We start from the raw sequence: 16,553 nt of genomic DNA, 5'->3' as shown, positions 1-16,553 counted from the left end.
ATCAGGCGACTTCGAGCAGGCCTTTTTTGATTAAACGGTTACGGTAGAACACGCAGGTCACCGCGATAAACAACGAACCACCGAGCAGACCAATCAGGTAAGCCGGAATGTTGCTGATGAGCGGCCATGCCCAGATGGCAGATTCCGGGAACCATTGCACGGCACCCAGCGAAACCCCCAGCAGCGCGCCGATAACGGCACCGATCACGTACACCGGAATGACAAATCCGGGACGTTCCAGCGCGAACGGGATCGACCCTTCTGAAATCCCCATAAAGCCGAGGAAAATAGCTGTGCGGCCAATCTGATTGAACTGGCGATCGTAAACCCGGCGTCCTACCAGCCATTTATCGATAACGGTTGAAAGCCCCAGCCCGAATGAAGGAATGACGATGGCAAGACAGCGTGCGGTGATCGGCAGCACTTTTTCGGTGGTGAAACCTAGCGCCACAAATCCGGCAGCTTTGTTCACCGGCCCGCCGAGGTCAAAGGCTGTCGCGGCTGCCAGCAAAGTGGCGTAGAAATAAGTCCCCGCCGAGCCTGCGGCCTGCAACGCTTCTTTGATAAGCGTATTCAGCCAGCCGCCGATTGGTGTGATCAGGAACACCATCAGCACCATTGCGACAATTGCGGAAATCAGCGGAATGAAAAAGGTGGTTTTGAACGCCAGCCAGTTGTGCGGCAACTTGATGTTGTTATTCATCCAGCGGACGAAGTAACCGACCACAAACGCAATCACGATAGCGCCGAGGAATCCTGAAGCGACCGGTGCGACCGCCGCCCATTGCCCGCTGATCAGCGCAGGGACGGCCACCGGTTTGATTGCCACATAGCCGCCGATAAATCCTGCCGCCAGCGCTGTTTTGCCGCCGATAGAGTTGGCGGTGAACGCCGCGAACATCGGGATAGCGAAGCCAAACAACGTAAACCCAAAGCTTTCCATGATGCTGGCGATTTGCAGCATCCAGACGGAACTGCCGGTGTAACGCCCGCTGTTGAGCGCCGCCATGATGGATTCATCCGGCGACATCCTCAGAAAAACATACGGAATGATTTGCGACAGTGCGCCAATCAGGCCGCCCATAATCAGCACCGGGATCATGTAAGAAATACCGGTCATGATGTGTTTGCTGAACTCTTTCCAGGCATGGCTCTGGCCTTTGCCTGCGGGTTCTGAGGGGGGTACCGGGGTATCGGAGGACTGACTGTGACCGGTATTGATGACTCTTTTTCTTATCGCCACGGGAAACTCCTTGCGCTTAACAAAGCAAAAGTGGAATTACTGACCCTGATCTTCTTCGATTTCGTCGATCAGCCCGCCGGCATTTTTCACCGCGTCTTTCAGCTCGACTTCGTACACTTCCACGCCGTTGAACCGCTCGATATTTTGCGGCGTGATGCCGGTCGCGTGAATAATCACCGTGGCCTGGGCGATATCTTCCGCCGTCAGTTCGTTCTGGATGCCGTCGGCGCCCTGGGTTTCAATTTTTACGTCATAGCCACGTGCGCGGGCGGCAACTTCGATGGCTTCAGCCGCCATAAAGGTATGAGCCAGCCCCATCGGGCATGCGCACAGAGCAATCAGTTTCTTCGCAGACATAATCAGTTACCTCGTTTTTTCACTGGTTGCGGCGGGCAGATTTGCCAGCCGGTAAAGGGCTTCGGCGTAAATACCGATGGCGCTGATAAAGTGGCTTAAGCTGCCGTATTCATCTGCGCTGTGGGTATTACCGGAAGAGCCGTCGGGAAATTCGCAGCCAAAAATTACGGCGTTTTGCATCGCGCTGGAGTAACTGCCCGCGCCGGTGGTGCGTGAAGGATGGTGTGTATCGCCGGTGTGGCGGGTATAAATTTCGTGCAGCGTCTGCACCAGCGGGCTATCTGGCGGATAGAGACTCGGCGGCTTAACCGGCTGGATTTCAAGGCGGCTGCCGGGCCAGTTGTGATTCCATTGCGCAAGACGTTCAGTAATCATTTCTGCACTGAGATTTTCGGGATAACGTACGTTGAGCGTCAGCGTCATCAGCCCTTTTTCAATGTTCAGCACCGTCGGTACCAGCAGGATTTTTCCGCATTCACCGGCGGTATCCAGCGTAAAGCGCACGCCGTTCTGTCCGGTTTTCGGCTCTGTGATTTCGATCAGTTGTTGCGTCCAGCGGGCGTTAAAGCGCTGATGAAGTAACTGCGCCGTAGCGGCAACTGGATTCAGGCAGGCTTCCGGTTTTGATGAATGACCTCCACGGCCATACAGACGCCAGTGATCGGCGCATTCCGGCTCTGCCAGCAGCGTAAATCCTTCTTCCAGCGTCCAGCCGCCGGAATACAGAGACAGGCCGCGCAGGTGCGCGACATCAGGAATGGAGTTCACCACTTCGCCGCATGACACAGACAAATCAGGTTGTTCCACAGGAGCGGTCAGCGTAACCAGCAACGAGCCTTTTTCGCCGTAGATCACCGGGAATTTGCCGTCAGGCGTGAAAGCGAAAGCCGGTTGCGGCTGGGATTCAAAATAACGGCGGATACAATGGAAGCCGGTTTCTTCGTTACCGCCTGCGACCAGACGAATGCGGCGTGCCAGCGGCAGTTTCAGTTCACGCAGAATATCCAGTGCCAGCCATGCGGCGATCATCGGGCCTTTATCATCAACGACGCCACGGCCCATCAGTTTGTCGCCCAGTCGCGTCAGCTGATACGGCGGAAAATGCCAGCCATCGCCCGCCGGAACGACATCGGCGTGACCAAAGACATACACAATTTCGTCGCCACTGCCGTATTCGATATGCACCGCGTGGTCATCGACATTGAGTGTGTTAAGCCCTGCGTCATCACCGAGCTTTTGCCACCAGGCCAGCGCATCGGCAACGCCCTGGCCGAAAGGCGCTTGCAGGTGGCGGCTTTCGCTGTCGAAGGGCGAGGGAATTGCCACCCATTGTGCGAGTAAATGAAGAAAATGATTTGCCCTGTCCCGGGCATGTGCGGAGAAGTCGATCATTGACCCTGACCATTTGGAAAACATGGAGGTAAGCATCACGGCTGGCGGAAAAAGCGTCAAAAGGCAGGGGTCAGGAATGATAAATAAAGCGGGTAAAATTTTTCGCCGTTTTTTTTAACCTGCTCAGAATGCCGGGGGAAAGAGCGTCAGAGGAAGGCCGGAGCGACCGTAAGCCGCGGATCACCGGGTAATAATGATGAACCTTCCAGCTGATGCCGCAGGCAAACCAGCGCGCGGGTAGCGATGGTGTTTTGACTGACTGCAATCAGCGGCAGTTGCAGCTTTAACGACTGCTCACATTCCCCGAAACCGGTCAGCGCAATACGTCGCGAAAAAAGCCGCCATTTATTGGCCTGTAACCGGCTGGCGAGCGCGTGATGAACCGCCTGCAAAACCGTCGGGTTATCGCACAGGATTGCCGAGACTTTGGGATTGTGTTTGAGTACCTGCGCGACAGCCTGTAATGCATCATCAAACGTGGCGGCGCAGGGAAAACTGAGCGACGGTGAAAAAGCCACGCCCGCCTTGCCCAGCGCAATGGAAAGCCCGCCGAGCCGTTCGGCACGGACCAGCGAATGATTTTCGCCCCCAAGATACGCAATATGCTGATGTTGTTGCTCCAGCAACGCGTCCGCAGCCATATGCGCCGCCAGTGCATTATCGGGATGGACGGCAGCAACCGGTCCCGGATGATGGTGTGCGCATATCCCCGTCAGTGCAACGAGACGTGCCGCCGTTCTGGCGTTCAGTGCCTGTAACGTTTCCGGATGGCTGTTCAGTAATTTTCCGCAGACCATCATCCCCCGGGCATCCTGAGAAAGCAGCGCTTCGGTCTGAGCGAGAACGTCAGCAGGAGCCAGCGTGGAATATGCCAGGGCGACGGCGAAACCGGCCTGTTGCAGCACGTTCGCCAGTTCCGGGAGCAGGGTCGCCGAAAAGGCACATCCATGCGGCAGTAAAAGGCCGATACGGGGAAGTATGATGGGCGGTGACGTCGTGGCGCGGCGATAACCCAGCTGGTCAATCGCCTGATAAATTCTTTCCACACCTTCCGGCGAAATGCGGCCTTTACCGCCGAGCACCAGAGAAACCGCAGCGACCGAAACGCCTGCAAGCCGTGCGACATCCTGCTGAGTGATTTTATTGCGGGGTTTTTGCGCCGTCATCGTTGTGCCATTCGCCATAAAGGAACCGCAAAGTGTCGCAGGTGCGTGGCTGGAAAACAGGGTCGGTGATCTCAGAAGGGAATAGTGAAACAAAAAAAAGGCGGATCAGAGATCCGCCGAAAGTTCACGTAGTCTAACTTTGCTTTTTTGTTGGTAATGCAGGGATTTCTTGTCTTACTTCTTACAGCAGTTTCTTATCGAAGATTATTGTGCGACTTCACACAGGTCTTCTGTTTCTGAATGGAGGTAAACCTCCAGGTCGTCACTTCCCCCGATGTGGCGTCCACCGATAAAGACTTGCGGCACTGTCGCCCGGCCCGTTACGGCGCGCAGACTGACGGTGGTCGCGTCTTTACCTAATACAATTTCTTCGTACTGAATGCCGCGTTCCTGCAACATTTGTTTGGCTTTGGTGCAGAACGGACATCCCGGTTTGGTAAACACAGAGACGGATTCCTGCACTTTGAATTCAGGTGCCAGATATTTCAGCATGGTGTCGGCATCAGACACTTCAAACGGGTCACCCGGTTTGTTTGGCTCGACGAACATTTTTTCCACCACGCCGTTGCGTACCAGCATAGAGTAACGCCATGAGCGCGGGCCGAAACCTAAATCGGCTTTCTCGACCAGCATGTCCATCCCTTTGGTGAATTCACCGTTGCCGTCCGGGATGAAAGTGATGTTGGACGCGTTTTGCTCGGCTTTCCACGCGTTCATCACGAAAGTGTCATTCACTGAAACGCACAGAATGCTGTCAACGCCGTGGCTTTTGAAGACCGGTGCCAGTTCATTGTAACGTGGCAGATGGCTCGATGAACACGTCGGGGTGAACGCGCCCGGCAGTGAAAAGACAATCACTGTTTTATTTTTAAACAGCTCATCAGTACTGAGATCTACCCACTGGTCGCCCTGACGGGTGTGAAAAGTAACTTGCGGTACGTGTTTACCTTCCTGGCTTGCAAACATGAATAACCTCCTAATTACTAAATAAAAATGAATGTCTTTACGATCGTGCCGTCTCGTTGGGATGCATTATTCACGATAAAGGTTGATAGATATAATCGTTGATTGCTATCTTATCTATCGTTACCGACTATCGCATTGCCTTATAGGGACTGGAGGAAAAATGAACATCCGTGATTTAGAGTATCTGGTGGCACTGGCTGAGTTCCGTCATTTCCGTCGCGCCGCAGACTCATGCCATGTCAGCCAGCCAACGTTGAGCGGACAGATCCGCAAACTTGAAGACGAGCTGGGTGTGATGTTGCTGGAAAGAACCAGCCGTAAGGTGCTGTTTACGCAAGCGGGTTTGCTGCTGGTCGATCAGGCACGCACGGTGCTGCGAGAAGTGAAAGTGCTGAAAGAGATGGCGAGCCAGCAGGGTGAAGCGATGTCCGGGCCGATGCATATCGGGCTGATCCCGACTGTCGGACCGTATCTTTTGCCGCAAATAATCCCCTCCTTACACAAGACGTTCCCGAAACTGGAAATGTATCTGCATGAAGCGCAGACCCATCAGTTGCTGGCGCAGCTCGACAGCGGAAAGCTCGATTGTGCGATTCTGGCGCTGGTGAAAGAGAGCGAAGCGTTTATTGAAGTGCCGTTATTCGATGAGCCGATGAAACTGGCGATCTATGACGATCATCCGTGGGCATCACGCGATCGTGTGGCAATGGCAGATCTGGCGGGTGAAAAACTGCTGATGCTGGAAGACGGACACTGTCTGCGCGATCAGGCCTTAGGTTTTTGCTTCCAGGCAGGTGCAGACGAGGATACGCATTTCCGTGCGACCAGTCTGGAAACGCTGCGCAACATGGTCGCGGCGGGCAGCGGCATCACCTTACTGCCATCACTGGCCGTGCCAAAAGAGCGCAGCCGTGACGGAGTCACATACCTGACGTGTGACAAACCGGAACCGCGACGCACTATCGCGCTGGTATATCGTCCCGGTTCGCCACTGCGCGGGCGTTACGAACAACTGGCTGAAGCCATCAAAGAGCATATGCAGCCTTATATGGACCGAACCGCCGTCTTAAAACAGGCGATTTAATCCGTTGAGTGCCGCAACGCGATAGGCTTCCGCCATGGTCGGATAGTTGAAGGTCGTATTAACGAAATACTCGATAGTATTGCCTTCACCTTTCTGTTCCATGATCGCCTGACCGATGTGAATAATCTCGGCGGCGCGTTCCCCAAAGCAGTGAATACCCAGAATTTCTTTAGTATCACGGTGGAACAACAGTTTCAGGCTGCCCACGTTCATGCCGGCAATTTGTGCGCGTGCCAGATGTTTGAACTGCGCGCGACCCACTTCGTACGGCACTTTCATCGCGGTCAGTTCCTGCTCGGTTTTACCGACGGAGCTGATTTCAGGGATGGTATAGATACCGGTCGGAATGTTTTCGATCAGGTGGACTTTGGCTTCCCCCTGAATCATCGCCTGCGCGGCAATTCGGCCCTGATCGTAAGCGGCTGATGCCAGACTTGGATAACCAATGACATCGCCGACCGCATAAATATGCGACAACGCTGTCTGGTACATACTGTTCACTTTCAGCAAACCGCGGCTGTCGGCTTCCAGACCAATATTCTCCAGACCCAGCTTGTCGGTGTTACCGGTGCGTCCGTTGGCGTACAACAGCGCGTCGGCTTTCACTTTTTTACCGGATTTGAGATGCATGATCACGCCATCTTCTACGCCTTCGATCATCTCGAATTCTTCGTTGTGGCGGATAACCACACCGTTGTTCCAGAAATGATAGGAAAGGGCGTCTGACATTTCCTGATCGAGGAAAGAGAGCAGGCGGTCTCGGGTGTTGATTAAGTCCACTTTGACGTTCAGCCCACGGAAAATCGACGCATATTCGCAGCCGATCACACCCGCACCGTAAATAATGACGTGGCGCGGTTCGTGGCTCAGTTCAAGGATCAGGTCGCTGTCATAAATGCGGGGATGACCAAAATCGACGTTGGCAGGGCGGTAAGGACGCGAGCCGCAGGCGATGATGATGTTATCAGCGGTGATTTGTTCATGCGTGTTGTCGGCATAGCGGATGCTGACTGTATTGGCATCCACGAAGCTGGCGTCGCCGGAAAAAAGCTGGCACTGGTTTCTTTCATAGAAACCCTGACGCATACGGGTCTGCTGATTAATAACCGAATCGGCATGGCGCAGAATATCCGGGAAGCTTGAACTCATGGTGCGCGAGTTATCGCTGTAGAGCGGGTTCTGGTTAAATTCGATGATTCTGCTGACGGCATGGCGCAGTGCTTTGGAAGGAATGGTGCCCCAGTGAGTACATCCGCCACCGACGTTGTTATAGCGTTCGATGACAGCAACCCGGGCGCCTTGTTTAACCAGTCCCATCGCGGCGCCTTCTCCGCCAGGGCCTGAGCCAATGATAATGGCATCAAAATGTGAGTGCTGTGGCATAGTTCGAAACCTATTTTTATACAAAATCACAACGAGAAAGTAACATATTACACCTGTTTACCCCACATGCAGTTGTCATTTAATGGTAAAGCAGCAACATTCTGACCCACTTTATGCTGTTGTATCTTTGGCTCCGCCCGTTAAAAATTTTGGTATAGTGAATCGGTAACGGGCGAATAATCAAAAAGAAGAATACTATCCGGATGAAGGTTATGGGTGTAAGAGCACAACAAAAAGAGCGCACGCGTCGCACGCTGATTGAGGCGGCTTTTAGCCAGCTCAGTGCCGAGCGCAGCTTTGCCAGTCTGAGTTTGCGTGAGGTTTCCCGCGAAGCAGGAATTGCACCCACCTCCTTTTACCGGCATTTTCGCGATGTGGATGAACTGGGTCTGACAATGGTGGATGAAAGCGGTCTGATGCTGCGTCAGCTGATGCGTCAGGCGCGTCAGCGTATTGCCAAAGGTGGCAGTGTGATCCGCACGTCGGTCTCCACCTTTATGGAGTTCATAGGTAACAATCCCAACGCATTCCGTCTGCTGCTGCGTGAACGTTCCGGCACGTCTTCGGCTTTCCGTGCCGCTGTCGCCCGCGAAATTCAGCATTTTATTGCGGAACTTGCTGACTATCTGCAACTCGAAAACCATATGCCGCGCAGTTTTACCGAAGCGCAGGCTGAAGCTATGGTGATTATCGTTTTCAACGCCGGTGCTGAAGCACTGGATGTGGATATTGCACAGCGTCGCCAGCTTGAAGAACGGCTGGTGTTGCAGTTGAGGATGATTTCCAAAGGCGCGTATTACTGGTATCGCCGTCAACAGGAACGGACGGCTGTGACTCCCATCAATAATAAGACCCGAGGTAAAGAAGATGACCGAACAACCGAACCAGGATAATGGCACTCTGGTTTTGGCTCTGATTGCCGGGCTGTCGATTAATGGCACTTTCGATGCGTTATTCAGCTCCATCGTCACATTTTCGATTTTCCCGCTCATTTCCCTGGTATTAGCGGTGTATTGCCTGCACGTTCGATACCACAGAGGGGAAATGCCGAAAGGATTACCGGTGCTGGCAGCGGCCAGTTTCCTGCTGGGACTGCTGCTTTACAGCACGATTGTCCGCGCGGAATACCCTGAGCTGGGTTCGAATTTCATGCCGTCGCTGATCAGTGTGGCGCTGGTGTTCTGGATAGGCCTGAAGCTGAAAAAACGCAAGTCTTCAATTCAGTAAAACCTATTCTGATATTCAAAAAAGGCAATCTGCGGGTTGCCTTTTTTATTTTTCTTTCATTTAATGAACTGTCATTTCATTAATATAAAACCCATGTTCAATATTTAGATATTGATCGCCCACTTCTTTATTTCTTTGCCATAAAGTTCGTTTGAGTGGCAAAAACCAAAAGGTTTTCATTCCTGCACCTCGTTAATTTGAATCATGGCCGGACGATGAATCTTCGTTCGCATTCAGCCTACGCCTATAGGTGATTTAACAGGGGCAAGACGGCAATGAAAACACGTAAAATTGGGATCTTTAATTACATCGCCTACGGCTCTGGCGATTTTCTGGGGGCAGGAACTACAGCCCTGACGGCGGCGTGGCTGCTCTATTTCTATACTACGTTCTGCGGACTCTCACCCATCGAGGCGACCTTTATCTTTGCTACCGCACGCGTCGCCGATGCGGTACTGAGTCCAATGATGGGCTATCTCACCGACAATTTTGGCAATACCTGGCTCGGTAAACGGTTTGGACGCCGTAAGTTCTTCATTCTGCTCGGTATCCCCTGTGTCTTCAGCTACAGCTTTATGTGGGTGGGCGACATGGGATACGTCTATTACCTGCTGACTTATCTGCTGTTCGACATTGTCTACACCATGATTCTGGTACCGTATGAAACACTGGTGCCGGAAATGACGGATGATTTCAAACAGAAAACCAAATTCTCTGGCGCCCGTATCGCCCTGGCGCAGCTTTCCGCCATCCTCGCTGCGTTTCTGCCGGGGATTCTGTTACAGCATTTCGGCAAAGATAACGCCATTTCCTTCTTCTATTCGAGCCTGGTATTTGCGGTGATTTGTGCTTTCGTCCTGACGCTGGTCTATTTCTTTACCTGGGAACGTCCGGAAGAACTCAAATCTGAAGCCACGAAGAAAATTGAACGCGAACGTCAGCAGCTGACGCTGGCACAAAGCCTGAAACGCCTGAAAGTTGAACTGTCCTCCACGCTGCGCATCAAGATTTTCCGTCAGCATCTGGGTTTGTATTTGGGCGGATATATCGCGCAGGACGTGTTTAACGCCGTATTCACGTATTACGTAGTGTTCGTGTTGATGCAGAGCGCGGCGATTGCTTCCAATCTGATGGGCATGATGGCGATTCTGCAATTCGTGGCGGTGATCGGCATGATCCCGCTATGTATCCGCTTCGGCCCGGCGCCTTCCTACCGGCTGGCGGTTTCCCTGTTCGGGCTCGCCGCTATCTCTTACGGCGTACTGTATTACACCGGCATGAACGACTCGATGTCCCTGCTGTTGCTGATCTCCGCGCTGGCCGGTCTCGGACGTGGCGGGATCAACTATGTGCCCTGGAATATCTATACCTATATTGCTGACGTCGATGAAACCATCACCGGACAGCGCCGCGAAGGGATTTTCGCGGGCGTCATGACGCTGACCCGTAAAGCTTCGCAGGCCGGCGCGGTGATGCTGGTAGGGATTATTTTACAACTTGCCGGATTTGTATCCGGACAAAACCAGCAGGTTCCGGCGGTCGGCCATACCATTCTTGGTGTGCTGGTGATCGGGTCGTTGCTGATGCTCAGTATGGGCTTCATCATCTCGTTGTTCTTCCATCTTAACCAGAAAACCCACGGTGTGCTGACCCGTGAAACGCAAAAAATGCGTGATGCCAACCGCATCGTGCCGGAGCAAATCACACCGGAAGACCGGGCAACCGTCGAAATGCTGACAGGGATGAAATACGAATCTCTGTGGGGCAATAACAACATCGGTTATCTGCATCGCAATAACCCGCCACCCGAAAAGCTGACCCGCGAAAATACCGCCGAAATGCCGGTCCAGGGACGTTTGTAATTTTTGAATTCACAGGAGAACGCCATGAAAGTTTTTGAAGTTAAACACAGTGCTTTGCTGCGACAGCCGGAACATTTCATTTCACGCGGCGAACTGAAATCGCTGATCCATAACGTGACTAATAATCTGGTGAATATCGAAGATAAAACCGGGGAATTCCTGTTGAGACTGGATGACGGGCGCGTGATTGATACCAAAGGCTGGGCAGGCTGGGAGTGGACGCACGGCATCGGGTTGTACGGTATCTATCAGTATTATCAGCAGACCGGCGACGAAAAAATGCGGGCGGTGATCGACGACTGGTTTACCGCGCGTCTGGCGGAAGGCACGCCGACCAAAAACGTCAATACCATGAGTCCGTTCCTGACGCTGGCGTATCGTTACGAAGAAACCGGCAATGCAGCATGGCGTCCTTATCTGGAACGCTGGGCGGAATGGGTGATGTACGAAATGCCGCGCACCGAGAAAGGCGCGATGCAGCACATCGTTTATAACAACGAAAACCATCAGCAGATGTGGGATGACACGCTGATGATGAGCGTGCTGCCGCTGGCGAAAATCGGCAAATTGCTCGACCGCCCAGAGTTTGTCGAAGAGGCGACGTATCAGTTTCTGCTGCATGTGCAATATCTGATGGATCGCGAAACAGGCCTGTGGTTCCACGGCTGGACGTTCGACGGTCATCATAACTTTGCTCAGGCCCGCTGGGCGCGCGGAAACAGCTGGCTGACGATTGCCATTCCTGAATTCCTTGAACTGGTGGATTTACCGGAAAACAACGCGACACGCCGCTATTTATTGCAGGTGCTGGAAAGTCAGGTCAGTGCACTGGCGAAATGTCAGGACGACAGCGGGTTATGGCATACGCTGCTCGACGATCCGCACTCTTATCTGGAAAGCTCAGCGACTGCAGGTTTCGCTTACGGCATTCTCAAAGCGGTGCGTAAACGTTATATCGATGCGTCTTACGCGCCGGTGGCGGAGAAAGCCATTCAGGGCGTGATCAAACACATCAATCCGGCCGGGGAGCTGACGCAAACGTCATTCGGCACGGCGATGGGCAATGATCTCGACTTCTACCGTGAAATTGCGCTGACGTCGATGCCTTACGGACAGGCGATGGCGATCCTTTGCCTGTCAGAATATTTGCGAGTTTATCTGTAAAAAGAGTCGTGCAGTAAAGGGAAACGGGCACGCCGAGGTGCCCGTTTTTTTCATCTGCGGATAATCAGATTTTTTCCAGCAGAACGCCTGATTCCATATGGTGCGTGTACGGGAACTGATCAAACAACGCCAGACGCGTCACGCTATGCGTTGTACTCAGGGTTTCCAGGTTCGCACACAGCGTTTCAGGATTACAGGAGATATAAAGAATACGGTCGTACCCAGCCACCATTTTCACGGTTTCGTCATCCAGCCCGCTGCGCGGCGGATCAACAAAAATCGTGTTGCATTCATATCCGCTTAAATCGACATCCTGTAAACGGCGGAATTCACGCACGCCGTTCAGCGCCTGAGTGAAATCTTCGGCAGCCATGCGGATAATCTGCACGTTCTCAATATGGTTCGCGGCAATGTTGAATTGCGCGGCGGCGACGGAAGGTTTGGCGATTTCAGTCGCCAGCACGCGGCGGAAGTTCCGCGCCAGAGCCAGCGAGAAGTTACCGTTACCGCAGTAAAGCTCCAGCAAATCGCCGGTCGAGTTTTCTGTAGCCTTCAGCGCCCATTCCAGCATCTGAATATTCATCTCAGCGTTGGGCTGGGTGAAGCTGTTTTCTACCTGACGGTAAATCATATCGCGGCCCGCGACCGGCAGGACTTCATCGACATAATCCTGGTCGAGCATGATTTTGGTTTTCGCGGCGCGACCAATCAGCTGGATATCAAAACCGTCAGCCCTCAGCTGGTCGCGCAGGGCGGTGGCGGCCTGCTGCCATTCGTCATCAAGCTTACGATGGTACAACAGCGAGGCGATGATTTTGCCGCTGCGGGTCGACAGATAGTCGATCTGGAAGATCTTACGGCGCAACGCCGGATCTTGTTTGATAGCTGAGATAAGCACCGGCATCAGGCGGTTAATCAGTTCGCTGGCGGTCGGGAACTGGTCCACGCGCACGCGGGCTTTGGTCTGCTGATCAAACATGATGTGGTAAAGGTCGCCCTCATCATGCCAGACGCGGAATTCCGCGCGCATACGATAATGGCTGACAGGGGAACGGAAAACGTCAGGCTGCGGCGCATTAAAAGGCGACATCATCGCCGTGAGACGTGCGGTCTTTTCCGCCAGCTGGTCGTCGTATTGTTCAATGGGCAGGTTTTCAGGCGTCATCAGTTTTCTCGTCTACCAGGGAAAGAATGTACAAACTTAGCGGGGGATTGTAGGGAATGTCTCCGTTAAGTCCACCATTGTTACATTTATATCGTGAAAGCTTACTTGCCCTTACGGATGTCTGGATTTCCAAATAGGTTGATCGTACGATTGCGCTTCGGCCTCATTGACTGAGTTAAAAGGGAATCCGGTGTGAATCCGGAACTGGCGCGCAGCGGTATGGGGAAGTCACGGCGATAGCATTCTTTATTGTGCAGACACTGTTTCTTATTTCTCTCTCCTTATATAGGAAAGAAGAAAGAGGGATGGGAAGTCATCGCCCGGTGCGGGTATCTCATTTAATTACGCTGTAATTAATGAGCCTGCAAATCCTAAGTCCGAAGACCTGCCGATGTTACGTCGCATTAATCATCGTCGTCGCGAAATACCGCCGGTGATCCTCTGCGGCATCCGCCAATTAAGTTTGGATGCTAGATTCATGACAATTAAAAAGCACGTGCTGCTGACGGCATTATCCGTCACGGCTTTTTCAGGGTGGGCGCAAGACAGCACTTCTACAAACAGCAGCGATAATATGGTGGTTACCGCTAACCGTTTCCCTCAGCCGGTTTCTTCTGTCCTCGCACCGACCGATGTCGTTACGCGTGAAGATATCGACAGATGGCAGTCTAAATCTGTAGCCGATGTGTTGCGTCGTTTACCGGGCGTGGATATCGCGCAAAACGGCGGAATGGGTCAGCAATCTTCCTTATTCGTTCGCGGCACCAATTCCAGCCATACGCTGGTTTTAATCGATGGCGTACGCCTTAATCAGGCCGGTATTTCCGGTTCTGCCGATATCAGCCAGATCCCACTTTCGCTGGTTCAGCGCATTGAGTTTATCCGCGGCCCGCGTTCTGCGGTCTATGGCTCCGATGCCATCGGTGGTGTCGTCAATATTATTACGACGCGCGATAAAGATGGTACGACGCTCGGCGCAGGCGTGGGCTCGCATGGTTATCAAAACTATAACGGCTCTACACAGCAAAAGATTGGTGAAAACACCACAGTGACTGCTGCGGGGGATTACACCTATACGCGCGGTATTGATGTGGTTGCCGACGGCGCAACAGGCGGCATTCCGCAGCCCGATCGCGATGGCTTCATGAGTAAAACGCTGTATCTGGCGTTGCAGCATCAGTTCAATGAGGAGATCAGTGGCTTTGCGCGAGCCTATGGTTTCGATAACCGCACGGCTTATGATGCCTACGATTCTCCGGGCAGCCCGCTGATTGATACCCGCCAGCTTTACAGCCGGACCTATGACACCGGCCTGCGTTATCAGAATGGCATTTACGCCACGCAGCTTATCGGCAGCTACAGCCACGTCAAAGACTACAACTACGATCCGAAATACGGCCCGTATGATTCTTCCGCGTCTCTGGATGACTCCGACCAGTACAACGTGCAATGGGGGAATACATTCCAGATCTGGAAAGGGGAAGTCAGTGCCGGTCTGGACTGGCAGAAACTGACTACCGAGCCGGGAACCAACTATCTGGCCGATGGCTACGACCAGCACAATACAGGCGTGTATCTGACCACGCAGCAAAAAATCAGCGATTTCACGCTCGAAGGTGCGGTGCGCAGCGACGATAATTCCCAGTTTGGTCAGCACACTACCTGGCAGAGCAGTGCTGCATGGGAATTTATCGACGGTTATCGTCTGATTGCCTCTTATGGTACCGCCTATAAATCGCCGAATCTGGGACAGCTTTATAGCGGATACGGCGGTAATCCGGATCTTAAACCTGAAGAAAGTAAGCAATGGGAAGGCGGGCTGGAAGGTCTGACGGGGCCTCTCAGCTGGCGCCTGAATGTCTATCGTAACGACATCGATCAGATGATCAATTACGACGACTCGACCAGTACTTACTACAACATCGGTAAAGCAACGATCAAAGGTGTGGAATGGACGGGCTCTTTCGATACCGGTCCTCTGCAACACCAGATAACACTGGAATATCTTGATCCGCGTAATGCGACAACCAACGAGATTCTGGTCCGTCGTGCGAAGCAGCAGGCGAAATATCAGATTGACTGGAACATTGCAGACATCGACTGGTCAATCAACTATCAGTATCTGGGACAGCGTTACGATACCGACTACGGAACCTATCCTAATCAGACCGTTAAACTGGGCGGCGTAAGTTTATGGGATCTCGCGGCATCATATCCTGTGACCTCACACCTGACAGTTCGTGGTAGAATTGCCAACTTGTTTGATAAAGATTACGAGACGGCTTATGGCTATGCCACACCAGGACGTGAGTACTACCTCTCTGGAAGCTATACCTTCTGATACAACACAAGTTCCTGACCGTCCGACGGTGCTGGTTTTCGATTCCGGCGTCGGCGGGTTGTCGGTTTATGATGAGGTCCGGCAGATGTTGCCGGACCTGCACTATATATATGCCTTCGATAATGTGGCTTTCCCCTATGGAGAGAAATCCGAAGAGTTTATCGTTGAGCGCGTGGTTGAGATTGTCACCGCCGTCGCGAAACGCCATCCCCTCTCTATTATTGTCATCGCCTGTAATACCGCGAGCACCGTTTCACTTCCTGCACTACGCGCCAAATTCAGTTGCCCAGTTGTCGGGGTTGTTCCTGCCATCAAACCTGCGGCCAAATTAACGCGTAATGGTGTGGTCGGATTGCTGGCGACACGCGCGACGGTACAACGTCCTTATACGCACGATCTGGTGGCGCGGTTTGCGACAGATTGCCAGATTCTGATGCTGGGTTCGGCGGAGCTGGTGGAACTGGCCGAAGCGAAGTTGCATGGTGAAGAGGTTTCACTGGCGGCGTTGAAGAAAATCCTGCATCCGTGGCTGCGTTTACGTGAACCGCCAGACACCGTGGTATTAGGTTGCACGCATTTCCCGCTGCTTTCGCAAGAGTTGTCACAGGTTTTACCCGACGGCACGCGCATGATCGACTCCGGTTCTGCGATTGCCAGACGTGCGCACTGGTTAATTGAGACTTCTCACGTCGCTATTCCAGTAAAAAAAGCCGGTATTGAAATAGAGAGTGTCGCCTACTGCATGGCGATGACTGCGGAGGCGCAAAGTTTGCTGCCTGTTTTACAGTCATATGGCTTCAGAAGTATCCAGGAATTGTCGCTTTAAACGCCATTTGATGAAAGATTCAGCGGTCAGTAAATTATTTGTATTTTAGGGGTTGCGGCCTTCTGAGAACTCCCTATAATGCGCCTCCACTGACCGGGAACAACGACTCCTCTAACGAGAACCAAGTCGACCAGTCAGGAAGAATCAACCCGGTGAAAACACCGCATCTTGTAAAAGAAAATGGTTGACTCTTCAGGGAGAAAGAGTATTATCTGCCTCCCACGTTGCTGAGTTAAGTCTTGCAACGTACGCTCTTTAACAATTTATCAGACAATCTGTGTGGGCACTCACAAGACGATATCAGCCACTTCGGTGGCAAAAAATATCAAGTCTTAAAGAGTGACCAAGCAGTAATTCATTTAGTTGAATTATTACGA

14 protein-coding genes and 1 riboswitch are annotated in these 16,553 nt (G+C 52.7%); of the genes, 7 read left to right on the top strand and 7 right to left on the bottom strand.

Features of this window, described 5'->3' with window-relative positions; genetic code table 11:
• Position 1: 1 nt before the first annotated feature.
• The 5 genes from J1784_RS08980 to J1784_RS08960 form a co-directional block, all read right to left on the bottom strand.
• The gene (locus J1784_RS08980; RefSeq protein WP_217148918.1) at positions 2-1,243 is read right to left on the bottom strand and encodes a PTS fructose transporter subunit IIC; all 1,242 of its coding nucleotides are present in this window, start codon (positions 1,241-1,243) and stop codon (positions 2-4) included.
• Between the two features lie 36 nt (positions 1,244-1,279).
• Positions 1,280-1,600: a PTS fructose transporter subunit IIB gene (locus J1784_RS08975; protein WP_217148917.1), complete on the bottom strand. Its 321-nt coding sequence runs from the start codon at positions 1,598-1,600 to the stop codon at positions 1,280-1,282.
• Between the two features lie 6 nt (positions 1,601-1,606).
• Positions 1,607-2,992, bottom strand: a complete 1,386-nt coding sequence (locus J1784_RS08970; protein WP_217148916.1) for a Sapep family Mn(2+)-dependent dipeptidase — start codon at positions 2,990-2,992, stop codon at positions 1,607-1,609.
• 146 nt (positions 2,993-3,138) lie between these two features.
• Positions 3,139-4,176 carry a LacI family DNA-binding transcriptional regulator gene (locus J1784_RS08965; protein ID WP_217148915.1) on the bottom strand — a complete coding sequence of 346 codons (1,038 nt, stop codon included), beginning with the start codon at positions 4,174-4,176 and terminating at the stop codon, positions 3,139-3,141.
• Between the two features lie 186 nt (positions 4,177-4,362).
• Entirely contained in the window at positions 4,363-5,124 is a 762-nt protein-coding gene (locus tag J1784_RS08960; protein WP_217148914.1) for a glutathione peroxidase, read from the bottom strand.
• Positions 5,125-5,284: 160 nt separating this feature from the next.
• On the opposite strand from J1784_RS08960, the gene oxyR reads away from it, so the two are divergent.
• Positions 5,285-6,208: a DNA-binding transcriptional regulator OxyR gene (gene oxyR, locus J1784_RS08955; protein ID WP_217148913.1), complete on the top strand. Its 924-nt coding sequence runs from the start codon at positions 5,285-5,287 to the stop codon at positions 6,206-6,208.
• Here the strand turns inward: oxyR and sthA are convergent.
• Complete coding sequence (sthA, locus tag J1784_RS08950; RefSeq protein ID WP_217148912.1) at positions 6,191-7,591, bottom strand: Si-specific NAD(P)(+) transhydrogenase; 1,401 nt, start codon at positions 7,589-7,591, stop codon at positions 6,191-6,193. The two genes, oxyR and sthA, sit on opposite strands and share 18 nt — an antisense overlap.
• 212 nt (positions 7,592-7,803) lie before the next feature.
• On the opposite strand from sthA, the gene fabR reads away from it, so the two are divergent.
• The 4 genes from fabR to bglB all read left to right on the top strand — a co-directional run bounded on the left by fabR (position 7,804) and on the right by bglB (position 11,844).
• Positions 7,804-8,484, top strand: coding sequence for an HTH-type transcriptional repressor FabR (gene fabR / locus J1784_RS08945; RefSeq protein WP_112289361.1), 681 nt, complete (start codon positions 7,804-7,806; stop codon positions 8,482-8,484).
• The gene (locus tag J1784_RS08940; protein WP_217148911.1) at positions 8,459-8,818 is read left to right on the top strand and encodes a YijD family membrane protein; all 360 of its coding nucleotides are present in this window, start codon (positions 8,459-8,461) and stop codon (positions 8,816-8,818) included. The genes fabR and J1784_RS08940 overlap by 26 nt, the downstream gene beginning before the upstream one ends.
• 275 nt (positions 8,819-9,093) lie before the next feature.
• On the top strand, positions 9,094-10,680 hold the full coding sequence (locus J1784_RS08935) for an MFS transporter (RefSeq protein ID WP_217148910.1): 1,587 nt from the start codon (positions 9,094-9,096) through the stop codon (positions 10,678-10,680).
• A 24-nt stretch (positions 10,681-10,704) separates the two neighbouring features.
• Positions 10,705-11,844 carry a beta-galactosidase BglB gene (bglB, locus tag J1784_RS08930; RefSeq protein WP_217148909.1) on the top strand — a complete coding sequence of 380 codons (1,140 nt, stop codon included), beginning with the start codon at positions 10,705-10,707 and terminating at the stop codon, positions 11,842-11,844.
• A gap of 64 nt (positions 11,845-11,908) precedes the next feature.
• On the opposite strand, the gene trmA is transcribed toward bglB, so the two are convergent.
• Positions 11,909-13,009 (bottom strand): tRNA (uridine(54)-C5)-methyltransferase TrmA, encoded by a 1,101-nt coding sequence (gene trmA / locus J1784_RS08925; RefSeq protein ID WP_217148908.1) that lies wholly within the window; start codon positions 13,007-13,009, stop codon positions 11,909-11,911.
• Positions 13,010-13,150: 141 nt separating this feature from the next.
• A riboswitch (cobalamin riboswitch) is annotated at positions 13,151-13,416 on the top strand.
• 71 nt (positions 13,417-13,487) lie between these two features.
• Between trmA and btuB the strand changes: the two genes are divergently transcribed.
• Positions 13,488-15,350, top strand: a complete 1,863-nt coding sequence (gene btuB / locus J1784_RS08920) for a TonB-dependent vitamin B12 receptor BtuB (protein WP_217148907.1) — start codon at positions 13,488-13,490, stop codon at positions 15,348-15,350.
• Positions 15,295-16,176, top strand: coding sequence for a glutamate racemase (gene murI, locus J1784_RS08915; RefSeq protein WP_217148906.1), 882 nt, complete (start codon positions 15,295-15,297; stop codon positions 16,174-16,176). The genes btuB and murI overlap by 56 nt, the downstream gene beginning before the upstream one ends.
• The last annotated feature ends 377 nt before the right edge of the window (positions 16,177-16,553 follow it).

The organism is Rahnella ecdela (assembly GCF_019049625.1).
Classification (GTDB): Bacteria; Pseudomonadota; Gammaproteobacteria; order Enterobacterales; family Enterobacteriaceae; genus Rahnella; species Rahnella ecdela.
The sequence above is the reverse complement of the archived record's forward strand: the minus strand, read 5'-3'. Positions and strand labels throughout refer to the sequence as shown.